This is a genomic window from Nitrospirota bacterium, from assembly GCA_040757335.1.
Taxonomy (GTDB): domain Bacteria; phylum Nitrospirota; class Nitrospiria; order 2-01-FULL-66-17; family 2-01-FULL-66-17; genus JBFLXB01.
Window position 1 is genome coordinate 82,846 of the sequence record JBFLXB010000009.1, and the last position, 16,527, is coordinate 99,372.

22 protein-coding genes are annotated in these 16,527 nt (G+C 63.2%); 1 reads left to right on the forward strand and 21 read right to left on the reverse strand.

Translation table 11 applies throughout. From position 1 onward, the window contains the following. Positions 1-49: 49 nt before the first annotated feature. From AB1451_07020 to AB1451_07050, 7 genes are read right to left on the reverse strand one after another with little or no spacing between them, the layout of a single operon-like run. A complete protein-coding gene (locus AB1451_07020) occupies positions 50-205 on the reverse strand; it encodes a hypothetical protein (GenBank protein MEW6682660.1) in 156 nt (51 codons plus the stop codon). 2 nt (positions 206-207) lie between these two features. After that, entirely contained in the window at positions 208-390 is a 183-nt protein-coding gene (locus AB1451_07025; GenBank protein MEW6682661.1) for a DUF2231 domain-containing protein, read from the reverse strand. Positions 391-393: 3 nt separating this feature from the next. After that, positions 394-909 (reverse strand): DUF4124 domain-containing protein, encoded by a 516-nt coding sequence (locus AB1451_07030; protein ID MEW6682662.1) that lies wholly within the window; start codon positions 907-909, stop codon positions 394-396. A gap of 24 nt (positions 910-933) precedes the next feature. Beyond that, entirely contained in the window at positions 934-1,302 is a 369-nt protein-coding gene (locus tag AB1451_07035) for a P-II family nitrogen regulator (protein MEW6682663.1), read from the reverse strand. Next, on the reverse strand, positions 1,299-4,472 hold the full coding sequence (locus AB1451_07040) for an efflux RND transporter permease subunit (GenBank protein ID MEW6682664.1): 3,174 nt from the start codon (positions 4,470-4,472) through the stop codon (positions 1,299-1,301). The genes AB1451_07035 and AB1451_07040 overlap by 4 nt, the downstream gene beginning before the upstream one ends. Further along, positions 4,462-5,652, reverse strand: a complete 1,191-nt coding sequence (locus tag AB1451_07045) for an efflux RND transporter periplasmic adaptor subunit (protein MEW6682665.1) — start codon at positions 5,650-5,652, stop codon at positions 4,462-4,464. Before AB1451_07045 ends, AB1451_07040 begins: the two co-directional genes overlap by 11 nt. 35 nt (positions 5,653-5,687) lie before the next feature. Beyond that, positions 5,688-6,941 (reverse strand): TolC family protein, encoded by a 1,254-nt coding sequence (locus AB1451_07050; GenBank protein ID MEW6682666.1) that lies wholly within the window; start codon positions 6,939-6,941, stop codon positions 5,688-5,690. A gap of 106 nt (positions 6,942-7,047) precedes the next feature. Here AB1451_07050 and AB1451_07055 point away from each other — a divergent pair, with 106 nt between their 5' ends. Beyond that, a complete protein-coding gene (locus tag AB1451_07055; protein MEW6682667.1) occupies positions 7,048-7,194 on the forward strand; it encodes a hypothetical protein in 147 nt (48 codons plus the stop codon). A gap of 352 nt (positions 7,195-7,546) precedes the next feature. On the opposite strand, the gene AB1451_07060 is transcribed toward AB1451_07055, so the two are convergent. The 14 genes from AB1451_07060 to traL all read right to left on the reverse strand — a co-directional run bounded on the left by AB1451_07060 (position 7,547) and on the right by traL (position 16,475). After that, positions 7,547-7,876 carry a YnfA family protein gene (locus tag AB1451_07060; protein MEW6682668.1) on the reverse strand — a complete coding sequence of 110 codons (330 nt, stop codon included), beginning with the start codon at positions 7,874-7,876 and terminating at the stop codon, positions 7,547-7,549. Positions 7,877-7,883: 7 nt separating this feature from the next. Continuing rightward, positions 7,884-8,237, reverse strand: coding sequence for a hypothetical protein (locus AB1451_07065; GenBank protein ID MEW6682669.1), 354 nt, complete (start codon positions 8,235-8,237; stop codon positions 7,884-7,886). A gap of 129 nt (positions 8,238-8,366) precedes the next feature. Next, positions 8,367-8,732 carry a heavy metal-binding domain-containing protein gene (locus AB1451_07070; protein ID MEW6682670.1) on the reverse strand — a complete coding sequence of 122 codons (366 nt, stop codon included), beginning with the start codon at positions 8,730-8,732 and terminating at the stop codon, positions 8,367-8,369. Next, positions 8,729-9,376: a hypothetical protein gene (locus AB1451_07075; GenBank protein ID MEW6682671.1), complete on the reverse strand. Its 648-nt coding sequence runs from the start codon at positions 9,374-9,376 to the stop codon at positions 8,729-8,731. The genes AB1451_07070 and AB1451_07075 overlap by 4 nt, the downstream gene beginning before the upstream one ends. A gap of 8 nt (positions 9,377-9,384) precedes the next feature. Beyond that, positions 9,385-9,870 carry a signal peptidase I gene (lepB, locus tag AB1451_07080; GenBank protein MEW6682672.1) on the reverse strand — a complete coding sequence of 162 codons (486 nt, stop codon included), beginning with the start codon at positions 9,868-9,870 and terminating at the stop codon, positions 9,385-9,387. Continuing rightward, a complete protein-coding gene (locus AB1451_07085; protein MEW6682673.1) occupies positions 9,854-10,225 on the reverse strand; it encodes a TrbI F-type domain-containing protein in 372 nt (123 codons plus the stop codon). Before AB1451_07085 ends, lepB begins: the two co-directional genes overlap by 17 nt. After that, positions 10,213-12,606 carry a type IV secretion system protein TraC gene (traC, locus tag AB1451_07090; protein MEW6682674.1) on the reverse strand — a complete coding sequence of 798 codons (2,394 nt, stop codon included), beginning with the start codon at positions 12,604-12,606 and terminating at the stop codon, positions 10,213-10,215. The genes AB1451_07085 and traC overlap by 13 nt, the downstream gene beginning before the upstream one ends. Continuing rightward, entirely contained in the window at positions 12,593-12,991 is a 399-nt protein-coding gene (gene traV / locus AB1451_07095) for a type IV conjugative transfer system lipoprotein TraV (GenBank protein MEW6682675.1), read from the reverse strand. The genes traC and traV overlap by 14 nt, the downstream gene beginning before the upstream one ends. After that, positions 12,988-13,110: a hypothetical protein gene (locus AB1451_07100; GenBank protein MEW6682676.1), complete on the reverse strand. Its 123-nt coding sequence runs from the start codon at positions 13,108-13,110 to the stop codon at positions 12,988-12,990. The genes traV and AB1451_07100 overlap by 4 nt, the downstream gene beginning before the upstream one ends. A gap of 37 nt (positions 13,111-13,147) precedes the next feature. Further along, positions 13,148-13,870, reverse strand: a complete 723-nt coding sequence (locus tag AB1451_07105) for a DsbC family protein (GenBank protein MEW6682677.1) — start codon at positions 13,868-13,870, stop codon at positions 13,148-13,150. After that, positions 13,867-15,051, reverse strand: coding sequence for a TraB/VirB10 family protein (locus tag AB1451_07110; GenBank protein MEW6682678.1), 1,185 nt, complete (start codon positions 15,049-15,051; stop codon positions 13,867-13,869). The genes AB1451_07105 and AB1451_07110 overlap by 4 nt, the downstream gene beginning before the upstream one ends. Continuing rightward, the gene (locus AB1451_07115; protein MEW6682679.1) at positions 15,048-15,734 is read right to left on the reverse strand and encodes a type-F conjugative transfer system secretin TraK; all 687 of its coding nucleotides are present in this window, start codon (positions 15,732-15,734) and stop codon (positions 15,048-15,050) included. Before AB1451_07115 ends, AB1451_07110 begins: the two co-directional genes overlap by 4 nt. Then, complete coding sequence (gene traE, locus AB1451_07120) at positions 15,637-16,212, reverse strand: type IV conjugative transfer system protein TraE (GenBank protein ID MEW6682680.1); 576 nt, start codon at positions 16,210-16,212, stop codon at positions 15,637-15,639. The genes AB1451_07115 and traE overlap by 98 nt, the downstream gene beginning before the upstream one ends. Next, positions 16,209-16,475, reverse strand: coding sequence for a type IV conjugative transfer system protein TraL (gene traL, locus AB1451_07125; GenBank protein MEW6682681.1), 267 nt, complete (start codon positions 16,473-16,475; stop codon positions 16,209-16,211). Before traL ends, traE begins: the two co-directional genes overlap by 4 nt. Between the last annotated feature and the right edge of the window lie 52 nt (positions 16,476-16,527).

Here is a 16,527-nt window from a genome sequence, read left to right on the forward strand (position 1 = left end):
TTTCTTGGGTCGTCACGTTGATGATCCGCGGATTCACCCCGATGCCGAATTAAAACACCAATCGAGCGCCCCGGTCGGCACCCAACGCGACGAGCGCCGCCAGAACGGCCAGTCCTAAGAGAAGCCTCCAGCGTTGGAAGACCCATAGCTGCCGTCGATTGATCCAGAGCAGATACAGAGCCAGGACGATCGCCACCAGAGTCACGGTCACCATCCAATTACGGTGGACATGGATGTAGCCCAAGTCGCCGCGATGTGAAGTCTCTCGGAGTACAGGACGGCCGCTCCTTCCATCACGAGCGCGCCACAGAAGAAAGCGATGGGGAAGTGGACCAAGAGGGGGTGCATGTTCGGGAGAGCCGCCAGCCCGGGTAACAGCGTGTCGATCATCGCCTACTCCCGCAACCACCCTGGCGGCGCCCCGGCCTTGCGCGCTCCTTCCGGAAGAACTTCATCGAGCATGCGGGTCGCCTCCAGGATCTCCGCCTCGTACCGCTCGATCTCTCGCCGGACGTCGGCAACAGAACTATGGTTGAAATAGAGACGGTTGTATCGATCTCGGGCCTTGGCGAGGTTCTGTTCCGCAGTCGCTTTGCGACCGCGCCATTCCTGGAGACGTTGCCTCCACCATTGCCGGTCGTGTCCCTCAAAGTCGACATCCTCCGTGGGAGCCGACAGCTGGCGAGGCGGTTGCGGCGCGGTGGAGGCTTGCTCCTCACCGGAAGGTGGTCCGTCGGGGACGGTGACTTCTTGAACGCGCTCTCGATACCGAGATGGAACTTTTGACACGTCGTCCGTCAGGTGAATTACCCCGGCGTCATCCGTCCACTCGTAGAAGACGACGGCAAACGCCGGGACAGCGGGGCCGATCGCTATCGAGAACACCACCGCGCTAATCGATCTGAACACGTGTCCGCCGTTTGTGAGCCGCATCTACGCCTCCGATTCGTGGCCTGCGTCGGGCAGGAGCGCTGCGTCGCCTCGCTGGCCGGTGCTGATGCGGACGACCGTGTCAACCGGGACGACGGCGATCAGCCCGTCTCCTCGCCGTCCGGTTCGAGCCGTCCGCTCGATGATGTCGACCACCGTGGCCGCGTCCTGATCCCGGCACACCAGCTCCAGGCGCAGGACATTCATGTATTTCTCCGCCAGCTCGAGCGAGTAGCGATCTTCGGGCGTGGAGACCCCCTTGGCGATCCGCTGGACGTCGATCAAGGTCATGTCTACAAACCCGGCTCCCTCCAAGGCCTCGATGACCCGGTTCACCATGTGGTGGCGAATATAGGCTTTGACCTCTTTCATGGAACAACCTCCGCGTGTGTAGCTGGAACGGCTGTACCCGCGGGCTGCGGGCCGTTGCCTCCGTTGTTCAGACCTCGACGTTGTTCAACCCAGAGATAGAGGGTCGGCAGAACCACGAGGGTCAAGAGGGTTGATGACAGCAGGCCGCCGATCACGACGGTCGCGAGCGGGCGTTGAATCTCCGATCCGGGTCCGGAGGCGAACAGCATGGGAATCAGGCCGAGGATCGCGACGAGTGCGGTCATGAGCACGGGCCGCAACCGCCGCTCGCATGCCTTCACCACGGCCTCGAAGACCGGGGCACCCTCCTGTACCAGTTGATTCATGTACGACACCAGCACGACGCCGTTGAGCACGGCCACGCCGAACAGGGCGATGAACCCCACCGAGGCGGGAACCGACAGATACAGGCCGGACAGGAACAACCCCAGGATGCCGCCGACCAGCGCGAACGGTAGGTTCATGATGATCAGCGCGGCGTAGCGCAAGGAGTTGAACGTGGAAAACAGCAGAAAGAAGATCAGGCCGATGGTGAGCGGCACGATGATGGCCAGGCGTTTCATGGCGCGCTGCTGGTTCTCGAACGCCCCGCCCCATGTGAGGTAATAGCCTTCGGGGAGTTGGACCCGCTCGCGGATCTTCTGTTGGCTTTGGGCCACGAGCCCGCCGATGTCCCGGCCCTCGACGTTCAACTCGACTACGACGCGCCGCTTGCCGTTCTCCCGGCTGATTTGGACCGGTCCGTCCGCTTGCGCGAGGTTCGTGACCTCGGCCAGGGGAATTCTCGCGCCGCCGGGGGTGCTCACCAAGATATTTCCGATAGACTCCAAGCTGTCGCGCCGGTCCTCGGGAAACCGCACCACCACGGCAAACCGTCGCTCGCCCTCGAAGAGCTCGGTCGCGGTCTTGCCCCCAATCGCGGTTTCGATCACCTCGGCGATATCCGCCACGTTGATCCCGTATCGGGCGATCCTGCGGCGATCGATCTCCACCGTCATGTACGGCTGGCCGGCGGTCTGTTCGACGCGCAAGTCGGTCACCCCGCGCACGGTCGAGACGACCCGAGCGATCTCGTCGGCTTTGGCCTTTAAGAGGTCCAGGTCGTCGCCGAACAGTTTGATTGCGATCTGCGATTTCACGCCGGAGATGAGCTCGTCGACACGGAGCGCAATGGGCTGGGTGAAGTTGTAGGCCACGCCCGGCATCTTCTCCAACTCGGTCCGAATCTTATCGACGAGTTCCTCCTTGGTAGAGGCAGTCGTCCACTCGCTCCGCGGCTTAAGATTCACGATCGGATCGCTGACATTGGGTCCCATGGGATCAGTGGCAATCTCGGCCGATCCGATCTTGGAGACTACGGTCTCCACTTCCGGAAACTTGAGGAGGGTCTGTTGAATTTTGTTCTCCATCTCAACCGACTCCGCCAGCGAAATACTGGGCAGCCGGAGAACCTGGGGAGTCAATGCGCCTTCATCGAGGATGGGAATGAACTCGGTCCCGAGGAACGGCACGAGGGCGAGGCTGGCGATCAATAAGGCAACCGACACCGCCACGACAACGGGTTTTTTGCGCAACGCCCGGTGCAAGAGGGGCAGATACAATCGTTTGGCCCACCGAAGGATGAACACGTCCTGCTCACTCCCGCCCCGGAGAAAAAGCGAGGAGAGGACGGGAGACAACGTGAGCGAGAGTACCAGCGAGGCCACCAGGGCGATGCTGATCGTATACGCCATCGGCGCGAACATCTTCCCCTCCATCCCTTCCAAGGTGAAGAGGGGGAGAAAGACGATGACGATGATGGCGATGCCGAACACCACCGGTCTGGCCACCTCGCGGCTGGCTTCCAGCACGACACGGAGTCGATCCCGCTTCGCAGCCGACGGCTCGGAGAGGTGCCGGTAAATGTTCTCCACGATCACGACCGAGCCGTCCACGATCATCCCCATAGCGATGGCCAGCCCGCCCAAGGACATCAGATTGGCCGTCAGTCCCACCTGCTGCATGGCGATAAACGTCACCAGAAGCGACAAGGGCAGCGTGGCCGCCACGATCAGCGCGCTGCGGACGTTGCCCAGAAACAGGAACAGGACGGCGATCACGAGGACCCCGCCCTCTTCCAGCGCCTTGGTGACGGTCCGGATGCACGCTTTGACCAACTCGGTCCGGTCGTAGAACGGCTTGATCGTCACCCCGCCGGGCAGCACCTGGTTCCGGTTGATTTCGGCGACCTTCTCCTTGACCCGCGCCACCACCTCTTTGCCGCTGCCCCCCCGGATCATCATCACGATTCCGGCGACCGCTTCGCCCCGCCCGTCCTTGACCAATGCGCCCTGACGGGTCTCCGATCCGACCGTCACATCGGCCACGTCTTTGATGAAGATGGGCGCGCCGTCGTGCGCCTTGACCACGATGTCCCGGATGTCTTCAAGGTCTTTGATCAGTCCCACGCCGCGAATCAAGTACCGCTCCGAGGCGTGTTCCAGAATATTGCCTCCGGCATTGGTGTTGTTCTGGGCGACCGACTCAAACACTTCTCGCAGTGTGAGGTCGTATTTCTTCAACCGATCCGGATCGATTAGCACCTGGTACTGCTTCACAAATCCGCCGAAGGCGTTGACGTCGGTCACACCCGGGACGGTCTTGAGAATCGGACGAACGATCCAATCCTCGATCGTGCGCAACTCCGTCAGATCGGCTTCGACGTTCTCAGAGCCTTTCGCGCCTTCCGGTCGTTCCAACGTGTACTGATAGACCTCGCCGAGTCCGGTGGAGATGGGGCCCATGGCCGGCTCGACCCCCGCCGGCAACTTCTCTCGGGCCTCGATCAAGCGCTCAAGGACAAGTTGCCGGGCAAAATAGATGTCCACCTGGTCTTCGAACACCACGGTCACCATCGAGAGCCCGAACTTGGACAGCGACCGCAGCTCGGCCAATCGCGGGAGTCCGGTCATCTGGACTTCGATGGGATAGGTGACGAACTGCTCCACCTCCACCGGCGAGCGCCCCGGCGCCTCGGTGATGACCTGAACCTGGATGTTGGTGACGTCCGGGAACGCGTCGATGGGCAGCGCGCGAAAGGCGGCGATGCCCAGCGCCGCCGACAGGAGGACCGCCACCAGCACGAGAATCCTCTGGCGCAAGGCAAATTCGATGATCCGGTCAATGCCCATGGCCCTCCTCCATCTGCCCGCGCTCGGATTCGGACTTGAGGACGAAAGCGCCCTTCGTGACCACCCGTTCTCCCACTTGGAGGCCGGACTGGATCGGGTAGTACCCGTGTTGTTCGGGCCCGAGTTCAACCGGACGTTTCTCAAAACCCGCGTCCTTGGAGACGAATACAATGGGTTTGCCTCCATCGCGTTGGACCGCGTGTTCCGGGATGCTGAGGACGCCCTCGGTTTCCTCGGTGAGGATGAACGTCGCGAACATCTCGGGTTTGAGTTTGCCGCGCGCATTGTCGATCTCGACCCGGACTTTTGCGGTGCGCGACGAGAGGTCGAGGGTATCGGAGATGTACGTGACCTTCCCCGAAAACACTTCACGGGGATACGCGGAGACCGAGACCTTGGCGGGCAAGCCCTTCTTGACGGTGGCCAGATCTCGTTCCGGAACATCCGCCACCCCCCAGAGTGCGGACAGATCCGCGACGGTAAACAGCGTTTTCGCCGGCTCGACCACCTCCCCCAGCGTGACGTCCCGGTCAACGACGGTTCCGGTCAGCGGGGTGGTGATCGCCACCTGGGATCGAACCGATCGGTTGCCGCCCACATTGGCGATCTCCGGATCCTCCAGGCCCAGCAGACGCAGTCGGTCTTCCGCCGCCTGCGCTTCGGCCTTGCTCGCCAGATAGTCGCCCTCGCGTCGTTGGAATTCGCCCGTGCCGATCACTTTGCCATCGAGCAGGGTCTTCGCCCGTTCGTACGCCTTCTCGGCCACGACGAACTTTGCCCTGGCGGTCACGAAGTCCGATTCGGCCTGCCCCAACTCCGGGCTATCGATCATCGCCAGCGTCGCGCCCGATTTCACGCGGTCGCCCAATCCCGCCGAGAGCGCCACGACCCGGCCCTGAATGCGGGGGCCGACGTGCGCGAGTCGGTTCTGGTTGGCCTGGATCGTGCCCGGCAATCGCACCTCGCGCCGTAAGGACCGGCGACCGACTTCTTCCACCGCGATCCCGGCAAGCTGTTGGGCTTGTGGGCTCAAGGTGATGAGCCCTCCCCGCTCCTCGGACTCCGCATGCCCGTCTTCAGCGTGTTCGTCCTGATGGGGCGCGGCTTGCTCCGCCTGTTCCCCGGCCTTCGGCTGGGGAGTGGGCGACTGACACCCCAACGCCAACCACGCCAGAGCCACGACGAGTGTTCCTCCTCCTATTGCTATTGCCGACCTCATTGCAAACCTCCTGTCACGCGTTCCAGTCGTGCGAGCGCCGTCTGGAGTTCAAACTGCGCGTCGTAATATTCGAGTAAGGCGACGCGCTGCACCCGCTGGGCATCTAACAGGTTCAGCAAGTCCAGTTCTCCTTGTTCATAGCTCAATTGCGCGATGCGTAACGCTTCGTCGGCTTGTTTGAGCAGGCCTTCCTCGAAGGTGTTGATCTGATCAATTGCCAGGCGATAGTTCTCGTACTCCTGAGAAATCAACTTGGTGAGATCGAGGCGCGTTTGCGCCAACTCCGCTTGCGCCCTTGCCTGCTCGGCTCGTGCGGTGGCGATGTCGCCCCGTCGTTGATTGAAGAGCGGCACGGACAGCGCCAACCCGATCGCCGAGGACCGCTTGTCGATCTCCTCGCCGGTCGATGCGGTGACGGTCAGGTCCGGAACGCGGGCCTGTCGTTGCTCGGACAGCGTGTACCCGGCCGCCTTCAAGGCCTGCTCCTGACGGACGATGAGCGGATGCGTGGCGAGGGAGCGTTCGATCAGAACGGGCAACTCGTACGCGGCATCAAGACGAGGTGGGGCGCCGACCACGTCGAAGGTCTCCCCCAAGGCCCCGGCAAGCAGGCTGTTGAGCGCGGTTTTGGCGGTGAGGAGACGATTGTGAGCGCGGCGCGCCTCCCGAGTCACATTGAAGAGTTCCACCCGAGCGCGGATCAGCTCGAGGTCGGGCGCTTCTCCCGACTCGACTCGTAACGTGGCAGATTCCACCAGACTCCGGGCCGTCGCCAGATTTTGAGCCGCTACCTGTGCGGTCTGTTGGGCGAGCACCGTCTCGAAAAAGGCTTCTTTAAACTGAGCCCGCAGTTCCAGCCGGAAGTCGTCCAGGTTCCCGCGAGCCACCCCGACCTGCGCCTCCGCGGCCCGGGTACGAGACGCCCGCTTCCCGGGCCACTCCAGGGATTGGCTCAGTTCCAGACGATGTTCGCGCCCGCTGTCGGCGTTTGGTGGGTCCAACGGCTTGCCGGTACCCAGTTCGATCATGACTTCGGGATTGGGATACGCGCGTGCGGACGTGAATGCCCCGCGAGCAGCCTCAACATTGGATTGAAAGACCGCTAGGGACGGATTGCGCTGTTCGGCAAGGGTTAAGACCTCTTCCAGGGAATAGCGCTTGCCGCCTTCTTCTGCGGTGGAGGGTTTGATCAAGGCGATCGGAATCATCAGCGCAAAGAGCGCGCAGGACACGACACGTCGAATAAGCACTGCGAAACGCCTCCTTGGGCAGCCATACCGATGGGTTGCCCTTGAAAAGGGATTGAACTAGGAATCGATTACTGAAGTGGGAGAACTACAGACGCAGGAGCGGAGGATGAAACAGTATCTGCGGAAGATCCTCTGGAGGAGAGAACGATACGGGAGCGATCGACCCGCCCGGATCGGCCACGGATTCGATCGAGATACTCGGGAGGGAAGTGAGGTGGTGACAGGGGCAGTCGTGGTGGAGGCTCCCCGCTGAACCATCGGACGAAGCGGGCAAGGGCTCAGGCGACGGATCACTGATCACGGCGGACGAGCCGGCGCTGCTCCCGGTGAACGGAGACGCCGAGGCATCTTGAATGCAGGTCAGGCCGCTGAGTTGGAGAAACAAGAGACTCGAGAACACGAGGACGGGAGCTTTTCTGCGAACGACACTTTTCGCCTGCGAGGCACTCATGCGGACTTTGTATCACCCCACCGTACATTGTGTCAACCGATCGGCCTTGCAGTTCATCGGCGTTGCTCGAACGCTTACTGTCACGTCTGGCTCATCGCCTGAGGTACTCCCTCCCAAACGCGGTGAGCGGTCGACTCAGTCAAGGCATGGCATGCTAAGCGCGAGGCGCAAACATGATGATGGCCATGCCAAGGATCGCCACCACCGACCCGGCCACGTCCCAGAAGTGAGGACGGACGCCATCTACCAGCCAGAGCCACGCTAGTGCCGTCGCGACATACACCCCACCGTACGCGGCGTACACGCGCCCGGCGTCGGTGGGATGAAGCGTCAACAGCCAAACGAACAGAGCAAGGGACACGGCTGCTGGTCCCAGTACCCACACCGGAGCGCGGCCCTTTAACCAGAGGTACGGTAGATAGCAGCCGACGATTTCGGCAACGGCGGTCGCCATGAACAGCCCGGTGGTAACAAGTATGTTCATCGATCCCTCATCGGAAATTGGCGGCTTGTGCAACGGATTCGTTGAGTGCATCGCCGATCTCTGCCCGGATGAACGGCTTCACGCCATCATGACCCGTGAGCCGTAGCCAGATTGGGCCGCCGGCCGGTTCCACCTCGACCGTAAAGGAGAGAAACGGACAACAGCGACGCTCGTTATCAATAAATGCTGCGGTTTTGATCAAGAGCCCATTCGGAACCTGAAATGCATAGCCGTTCGGCAGCTCTCGGACGGCTTGCACGGCTCCAAAGACTTCCTTGGTAGTGTCCATGTGCAGCTGCCTGCTCGCAGCCGGAATCGCCGTCATGTCACAAAAGAAGGCTACGTGTGGGTCATCGTTCATGATAGACCCCTGAGCGTGTGAATTGCCTTTGCCCCCCCGAAGGGCTTCGCGTGAAAGCAGAGGCTTGTTAGGTATAGTCCGATCGTCTTGTAGAATCAAGAATGGGAGTGGTGTTGGCGTACTGAATTTCTAATGATGCGGAGAACCCGACACAGATCGAATACGACAGACAGTTCCGGTCACAGTGAGCGCCAGCATGGATTTTCGCTGCTGGCCGATATGGTGGTAGGCAAACTGCAGGCCGATGACCGCGTTGACGCCCGGGATCTGGCCGGCTCGCCCGCAGAGTTTCCGTTTGGCGCGTTCCTCAAGGCGGATCGCCTCGTTCTCAAATGTCCCCACCTTCCCACCCACGAGATCGCGGAGCGCAACGAACCAGCCCCGCACGAAGTTGATCCCACCCGACACGTGGACCGAGATGATCCCGTCATAGGACTCGACGCGATAGCCGTCGAGCTGATCGACCGTAGCAAGAAGCAACTCCCCGTCCGTCACGGAATGACTTCCTCAACACGCACGCGGCGGCCATCAGCCCCTGAGATGACTACTGGCACCCTCGTAATCGACAATCGTTCAAGGAGCTGCGGAGGAGCGGGGTAGACCGGAGCGCCGAGACGCGCGCTGAGAGTGAGCCCATCGCCAGTCAGTGTGAGTACGATCGAGTTCGTTTCAGTCAGCGCCCTCTTGGCCCACTCAACGTGTCGTTCCTTCCGACTGTCGATGACCACGATCGGCCGGAAACCTGCCAGATAGGTCATCGGGTTGAGCGGCTCCCCCACAGCAAGGGTGCGTCCAAGGGGATCCGTCCCGGGGTGCGGCACTCGAACACTGGGATCGATGGTATACGTCCTTGGGGTCTTCACCTCCGGCAGATCAAAATCTGAGACCTGTCTGTTAAGGGCTGCGCGGATCTGATTCCGCGACACGGTCAGGGGCTGCTCCGCTAGACGCTTCTGTATCTGCTTGGGCAACCACGTGCTCCAGTCCGGTTCGATGATCGGGTAAACGGGACCGATACGATCAGACTGGTGAGCCGGACCTGCTTCCACATCGCGGAGCGAGTTGAATACGATCGGCAGCATTACGAGAAGGCATGCTGCCGTAATCAAAATCCTGAGCGCCATCGTCTTTCCCTGCATCAGCACCCTCACAGTAGTGGCACCGCGCGCCCGATGATTTGGCTCTTGGCGATCAGACCGTAGTAGCGGCTGTCGTAGGAGTTCGGCGCATCCGAATACAGAAAGTGCCTGTCCGACGGGATTGTGCCCTCGAATAGAAAGGGCTCGACCGCTCGGCCCTTGCTGTCGGTCGCGCGAACAGCATCCATCGCAGCCTCGTTGAGCCGGACCGTTCGATCTTGTCGGATCTCCAGCCGATCGCCCGCCAGTCCTTTGACTTCCTTCACGAAGATCGTTCCCGCGGGGTAGTAGCGGCTGCCGCCGAACCGGAACGCCACCAGGTCACCACGCCCGAACGGCCTGCCGTGTAGCACGATGAACACTCGATACGGCTGCGACGCGGTGGGGTTGATCCCGATCGAGATGCCGGACAGCGCTAGGGCGGCTTGGCCGCCGACCACTATCAACACCAGCGTCCACGCAAGCACCGCCCAGCTCTCAACGCGACGGCTCACGCGCATCGCTCCCCTCTCGCTTGAGTCGCTCCTCGATCTCCCCGGTAAGATCGCCCAGGGTCCCGCTGACGACTGCTGGCTTGTTCAAGATCAGGCGCGTCTGCCCGGCCTCGGCAAGCACAGATGCCAGCCGCACCAGTCGCTCGGCCATCATCAACTCGGCGGATTCAGGATCTTTGGCTGCGCGAATCACTGCTGCCCGCTGCCGCTCAACAATGCCCGCCAGATCCACGACGGCGAGAGAGGCACCAGGGTCCCGCTTCGCACGGGAAACATCCCATTGGAGCAGAACGGCTGCGGTCCCAGCGGCACTCAGCGCCGCACTCAACACCGCGACGGTGATCACCCGAGGCATCGCTCGATCGCCTCCACCAGGTTGAGACCTTGCTGCTGATAGGCCTCGACCCGCGCATACTCGGCCGGGTTGGTCGTATAGACCAGATGCGTGAACGGATCCACCATCAGCCGACCGATCCCGGCGCCGATGGGAGTCCGCACGTACACCTCCGAGTAGCGCCCCGGCACGGTGTGGACGCTGGAAAGCAGCTCGAACAGTGCTTGGTCCATCAAGAGCCGCCCGGTTTCCTTGAGCGCCATCAGGCTCTCGGCCTTTTGGCGCAGCAGGAAGAGGAAGTCGCTGTTCTCCAAGGCCGCGCGCCCCGCGTCGGTCTTGGCCAGATCGTTGATCCCCTGCGTGATCGTCACGATGCCGCCGTTGTACTTGCGAAAGCGCCGGTACCCGTGCTCGACGAACTTGGCCGTGTTCCCCTCCCCGAGCAGGTCCCACGCCTCATCGATCACCACGAGCTTCTTGCGCTTGCGCTCGCCCAGGTACATCTCGGTCTGGATGTAATAGATCAGCAGCAGGAGCACTACGCTCCGCAGATCGCCCTTGCCCCGCAGTTCCTCCAGCTCCAGGACCACGAAGGGGTTCTTCGATCGGAGCGTCATCTCCCCCTCGAAGAACCGGCCGTACCGGCCGCGGCGCGTGTAGGGAAAGAGCATCGTCGCCAGATCCTTGGCTCGGGCATCGTCGCTATTGGCCAGTGCCTCGGCCACTGCGGTAATCGTGGTCTGGTGCTGGTGCTGGCCGAACGCCTTGCGGATCGCGCGTTCGATGAAGGAGCGCTCCAGATCCGAGAGCGGCTTGGACGGCGAGGCCATCTGGCCGATGATCGGAATCAACAGATCGAGATCCGTGTCCTCGCCGTCCAAGTCCTTCACCCGCGAGAACGGGTTCAAGCCCGGCGGGTTGTCCGGCCGGAACTCGATGAAGTCGCCGTCCAGGAGGCGGCAGAGCTTGGCGTAGCTGCGGCCGATGTCGATCACCCAGACCTGCCCGCCCGCCGCCAGGTAGGACAAGCACAGCTCATTGACCAGAAAGCTCTTCCCCGATCCGGAGCTGGCCGCCACCACCGCGTTGTAGTTGCCCGGCGAGTCGAACAGGTCGAGCAGCATCACCTGACCGCGCCGGGAGATCAGCAACAGGGCGGGCGAGCCCGTGCCCTTCCAGTCTGCGCAGACCGGCGAGAGGAACGCCGCGTTCGACGACAGCACGGTCTTGGCGCGCTTGAGCAGCTTTTTCTCGTGCTCGGCGCCAAGCCCCATCGGCAGGCTTGCAAGCAGGAGGGGCAGCGTGATGAAGTGATCCTCCTGCAGGATGAACCCCTGCTTGCGGAACAGGCCCACCACCTGCTGGGCGACCTGATCGAGGCTCTGCGCCTCGCGGCCATACAGGGCCAGGTGCAGGTAGGCCTTGATCAGCCGGTGGCCATCACCGAGTCCTTTCAACAGCACGTCAAAGTGCTCCTTCTTCTCCTGGATCTTGGGCAGGATGCGCGCCAGGACGCCGAGCGACTGATACGTCACCAGGCCCGCCTTGGCCTCGATGGCCTTCACGTCCTTGTCGAGATCAAGGACCAGCGCGTTCAGCGTCAGGCAGAACGGCGTGGGGATTTGGTCCATCCCCTTCAACCCGTCGCCGATGACCTGGTTCATCGTGGCCAGGCTCGCCTCCTGGGGATACTGCTTGACCGAGAGGCTCTTGATGACCCGGCCGTCGAGCACGAGATGCGCGGCCTCCAATCGTAGCGGGCTGTCGGCGAAGATCGTCTGGTCCCGGAGCGGGGCCGTCTCGTCCCAAACTGGTAGTCGTTCGACCGGGTGGCGGGGATTGAGCAGCTCAAAGACGAGCCCGATCAGGCCTTGCGCCGAGAGCTTGCGTGGGTAGAGGTGCATGGACTGCAGAAGTCCCTCGACCTTGGTGAACAGCTCGTTCGCTCGATCGGTCAACGAGCCCGATCCATTGAGATTCGTCGGCACGGTCACGCTCACCAGGAGCCGGAAGTCGCGGACCGGCGCGGGGCCGAGCCCTGCGTCGCCCTCCCCCGAGGCCCGGCCGCGCAGGAGATCGATTCGCTGCTGCGCCATGCGCGAAAACAGCGGGCCGGTCCCACGCGCCTCGCTCCAGAGCGCGAGCAACGACCCCACCGAGGGCGACGCGTAGAGCATCACCTGGATCGCGGTTCCCGGGGGCAGGAAGGTCGCGGCGTAGAGCGCCTCCAACACCTGGATGGTCTCGATCCCGACTCCGCAGCGCGGGAGGCACTCGAAGACCACACCGGCCCCGTGCTCGACCAGAAAGACTCCGGTCTCCGGGTCGTAGGCCTCGTAGGGTAGGAATGAGGAAAGCCGCTCCCGATCGAAGAGCTCCTGGAGCCGCTCACTTCGCCTCATCGCGGCTCCCCGCCTCTTGAGTCGTCGCAGGCACCCCGAACGTCCACGCCCCATGATCCACCACCACGTACACGTACCCCTCCTGGTGCAGGTCGCCCTCGTCATCGATCCAGGGCGCGATCCATACCCGCAGGATCTTGGGGGCTGAGCGGATCGGCGGCTGGCCTTCAGCGAGCGAAGGCGGCGCAGCAGGCTTGGCTGGAGTCGACGGAGCCGTCGCATTCTTCGCCACCTTCGGTGTTGTGGCGCTGCCGAGGGTTGACCGGTACACCTCCGAGATCGGCTTACACGACACCCCCTTGGGCGCGGGACAGCTATAACGGGCGGCGCAACCCGCAAGGACCGCAGCGGCCAGGATCGACACGCACGCCGCCGCAAACCTCATGACGACTGTTCCTCTTTGCCACGGCCAGCCATCTCTTGCTTGGCTTCGATGTGCAGGTACCAGGCCGGTCCCGCGATGGGCATCAGAAGTAAGACGAAATACAACAGGTCATGGGTCATTGCGTCACAGCTCCTTCGTGGATGGTGGACAGATCCGTCAGCGATTGGTGTTGGGAACTCCTGAAGGGGTCGCACCGACCAGCCGCGCCAGTTCTGCGGCCGAGCGGTATCCCTCGATCCAGCGCCCGTCGTCGAGCACGATGGTCGGCGTGGCCCGCACCCCGAGCCGCGTCCCTAGGGTGACGGTACGGTCAATTGGATGTTCGCAGTCGCGCGCGGGAACCACCTGCCCGCCCAGCGCCGCGTCGAGCGCGGCAATCCGGTTCTCGCTGCACCAGATCGACACCGACTTGCGATACGCCAAGGGATGCAGCTCGGCCAAGGGATACAGGAAGACGTACACGGTGGCGTCGAGCTGCCCCAACTCCTGATGCAGCTTGCGGCAATAAGGGCAATCCGGATCGACGAAGATCGCCAGACGTCGCAGCCCTTTCTTGTAAAGAATCGCGTCACCAAGTGGGAGATCGTTGAAGGCGATGCGACGGCGAGCTGAGATCGTGGCCTGGGTCAGATTCTCCTGGGTCTTCAGGTCGTACAGTTCGCCGGTGAAGAGGTAGCGGCCGCTGCCATCCAGATAGAAGATTCCTTGAGCGGTCACCACGGTGTAGAGCGGCGAGGCCAGTTCGCTCGTCTCCACGCGCTGGATGTCGACCTGGGGCAGCGCCTGGCGCACCACGGCCGGAATGTCCTCCCCCGCGAGGGCTGGTGTGGCCGCCGCGGTGAAGACCAGGAGTGCGAATACGTGATGAACGATCTTCATCGGGCTTTGGCCTCCACGGATTCGAGCGGCCGCCCCTGCAGGACGACCACCTCGGCCTTGCGGCCCGCGTCGATCTCGATCACGGGGAAGAGCCGCTCAGCCATGTTGATGTAGTGCTGCGCCAGGCGGTCGAGGGCCCGGCCCGTGCCGGAAAGCGCGCCCGCCTCCAGCGCGCGCTCGGGGTCGAGCGACTGGGTGGACCCCAACGGCGAGACACTCACGGTCGTGGCCGAGAGCCTGAAGACATCCGACAGCCCCTCGGCGAACCCGGCGACCAACGCTTTGGCCAGGAACTGTCCCTGCTTGGACACCACGCGGCCGCGCAGCCCGACCTTGCCGTCCTCGCCCGCGACAAACCCCTTGAGCGCGGTATCCAGGCTCTGGCCGTTCGCCTTCACGCACGAGAGCGTGGTGGTCCTGACGTAGGCGCGCTCGGACGAGAGGTCGCCGTACCCCTCGCCCACGATGAAGCAGTCTTTGATGTCCAGTCGCGCGCGGTTGGGTAGCACGGCGAGGTCCGAGAGCTTGATCAGCACCGGGTGCGGCTCCTTGGAGGCCGTGACTCCGGCTGGCGCGTCGAGCCCGGAGAGGAGGATGCCTTGGACGAAGCTCCCGGAGGGAAGGTACGCCGACTCCTCGCCCAAGCCGTTGGCTTTCGCGGCCTCAACCGGCTTCGGAGTGGACGACGCGAGTGCCGCGCCGACCCCGGTATCCGGCCCGAAGATGCGGATCGGCTCGGCTGCGGGAAGCGCCGCAGGCATCGGAACCATCTCAGGTCGTATCGGCGTCGTCGCTGCCACCGGGAGCAGGGGCTGGATCGGCGCCGGCTTGATCCTCGGCTCGAACGGGTCGCGCCGAACCGTTCCGGTCGTCAAGGACGGCGTCGTTCGTGAAAACCGGTCCGATCCCTTCTCCGCGAGCGCTTTGAGCTGCGCCTCGATCGCTCGCTGTTGGGTCTTGATCGCTTCCAGATCCTTCTCGGCGGTCGCGCGCCAGTGCTCTTTCTCCAGATCCGCACTTCCCAAGACGTTGACCTCCACCGCCTTCTTGGGTGGGGTGGGCTTGGGCGTGGTCCCGGGTCCGATGATCAGCACGACCACGACCAGGAGGGCGACCGCGATCACGCCCATGACGACCACGGGCTTGCGAGCGAGTGTGCCGAGGCGTTCCGCCAGCTTCACGGCGCCACCTCCTCAACGCGGAAGAGCCGCGTCGCCCCGCCCGGCTCGATCGGTTGCCGCTCGATGGCCACCGCCCGCGTCCCCGGTTGGTCGAACGAGGCCTCCGAGTACGCGCGCGGCTCCCCATCGGGATTGGCGAGCCGGTACTCGGTGACGGAGAGGCGCGCGCCGAGGTAGCGCCGCGTCGGGATCAGCGAGCACTGCGCGAGCGTGCACTCCTCCTTGGCGTCGGTGACCGGGCTCTCGTCGTAGCCCTTTGGTACGGCGCCAGACGCGATCGCTCGCAGCAGCGATTTGATCTGCCGCACGTAGGGTTCGCCCTCCAGGCTGGGCCCGGTGTCGGATCCGGCCTTGATCACCACGGTTTCGGCCGGCGTGGGAACCGGAACCAGCATCAGCGTGTAGGTGTCTTCCTCGGTGAGCAGGTACAGCTCGATCGGTCCGGCAGTGGTTGCGGGCACCTTCACGTACACGTCGCGGCCCTCGACCTTCACGTCGATCGGCTTGCTCGTGTAAGCCTTGAGGACCTTGGACGGCAGCGCGATGCGGTTGAGATCCCGGTTGCTGACCTTCACCACCGCCGCATCATGGCCCGACACGCTCTGGAGCGCCCACGCCTGGGGCGCCGACAGCAACGCCAACCACCACAGGGCGGCCACGCCGCATTTCGTAACGTACTTCATAGGTCGCCACCTCCTCCGATGTGGATGTCTTGCCGACGAAGCGCCGCAAGAGCCCGGTCGCTCGAACGGTATGGTCTTTCACGTCGAGATTCTGAATGTAGAAGACTTGCGCGAGATCGTTCCGGCGCGCGCGCTCGGCCTGGGCGAGCAGTTGCGCCTTGACCGCGCCGTAGGACTCGGGCGCCACGTAGCGCAGAAAGAGCGAGAACTGCGCGTCCAGGTTGCGCGGGTGCACGTCGGCCAACAACGGCAGCAGGAACCGCGTCTGGTCCTCCAGGTAGGCGGCGCTCGCGACCTCGTCGCTCACCCAGATCTCGCGCTGCTCCGAGAGCGCGGGCGGGACGAGCACGATGCGCTGGGACCTCGCCAGCAGGAGCACCAGCACGCCTTCTGCGAGCAGCCCCAAGACCAGCACCAGGACCGCGAGCTTGAGCAGGCCATGCTCTCGTTGTCCCGCGAGATACCGCTCGATCCTCACTCCACCATCTCCCGGATGTGTCCCGGCGGCCTGCCCGCCACGACGCCGATCCAGTACAAGGCGTGCCAGAGGTACCCGTCAGCCCGTCCCGATTTCTGCTTACTGGCCAGTCTGGCCAGGACAATTCCGATCAACCCGCCGACACTGGGATAGTCGAGGAAGATGCCGAGGCCGAAGCCGGCGACGACGAACATCAGTTCGTCCAGTTCCCACCACAGAAATTGCGGCGGGTCGTCGATGTATCTCGGGATTCGCGTCTCCATCAGGAGCCTGTTGATGAACGACCATTTGCTGCGTTGCCACTGCGCTTCCGGT

What these genes read in the sequence shown, in the direction of transcription:
- AB1451_07025 (MEW6682661.1), bottom strand. Translation starts at nt 390, where the DNA reads ATGATCGACACGCTGTTACCCGGGCTGGCGGCTCTCCCGAACATGCAC.
- AB1451_07075 (MEW6682671.1), bottom strand. Translation starts at nt 9,376, where the DNA reads ATGCAGGGAAAGACGATGGCGCTCAGGATTTTGATTACGGCAGCATGC.
- traC (MEW6682674.1), bottom strand. Translation starts at nt 12,606, where the DNA reads ATGAGGCGAAGTGAGCGGCTCCAGGAGCTCTTCGATCGGGAGCGGCTT.
- AB1451_07085 (MEW6682673.1), bottom strand. Translation starts at nt 10,225, where the DNA reads ATGCCTCGGGTGATCACCGTCGCGGTGTTGAGTGCGGCGCTGAGTGCC.
- AB1451_07040 (MEW6682664.1), bottom strand. Translation starts at nt 4,472, where the DNA reads ATGGGCATTGACCGGATCATCGAATTTGCCTTGCGCCAGAGGATTCTC.
- traV (MEW6682675.1), bottom strand. Translation starts at nt 12,991, where the DNA reads ATGAGGTTTGCGGCGGCGTGCGTGTCGATCCTGGCCGCTGCGGTCCTT.
- AB1451_07100 (MEW6682676.1), bottom strand. Translation starts at nt 13,110, where the DNA reads ATGACCCATGACCTGTTGTATTTCGTCTTACTTCTGATGCCCATCGCG.
- AB1451_07065 (MEW6682669.1), bottom strand. Translation starts at nt 8,237, where the DNA reads ATGAACGATGACCCACACGTAGCCTTCTTTTGTGACATGACGGCGATT.
- AB1451_07115 (MEW6682679.1), bottom strand. Translation starts at nt 15,734, where the DNA reads ATGAAGTACGTTACGAAATGCGGCGTGGCCGCCCTGTGGTGGTTGGCG.
- AB1451_07055 (MEW6682667.1), top strand. Translation starts at nt 7,048, where the DNA reads ATGAAACAGTATCTGCGGAAGATCCTCTGGAGGAGAGAACGATACGGG.
- AB1451_07105 (MEW6682677.1), bottom strand. Translation starts at nt 13,870, where the DNA reads ATGAAGATCGTTCATCACGTATTCGCACTCCTGGTCTTCACCGCGGCG.
- traL (MEW6682681.1), bottom strand. Translation starts at nt 16,475, where the DNA reads ATGGAGACGCGAATCCCGAGATACATCGACGACCCGCCGCAATTTCTG.
- AB1451_07060 (MEW6682668.1), bottom strand. Translation starts at nt 7,876, where the DNA reads ATGAACATACTTGTTACCACCGGGCTGTTCATGGCGACCGCCGTTGCC.
- AB1451_07035 (MEW6682663.1), bottom strand. Translation starts at nt 1,302, where the DNA reads ATGAAAGAGGTCAAAGCCTATATTCGCCACCACATGGTGAACCGGGTC.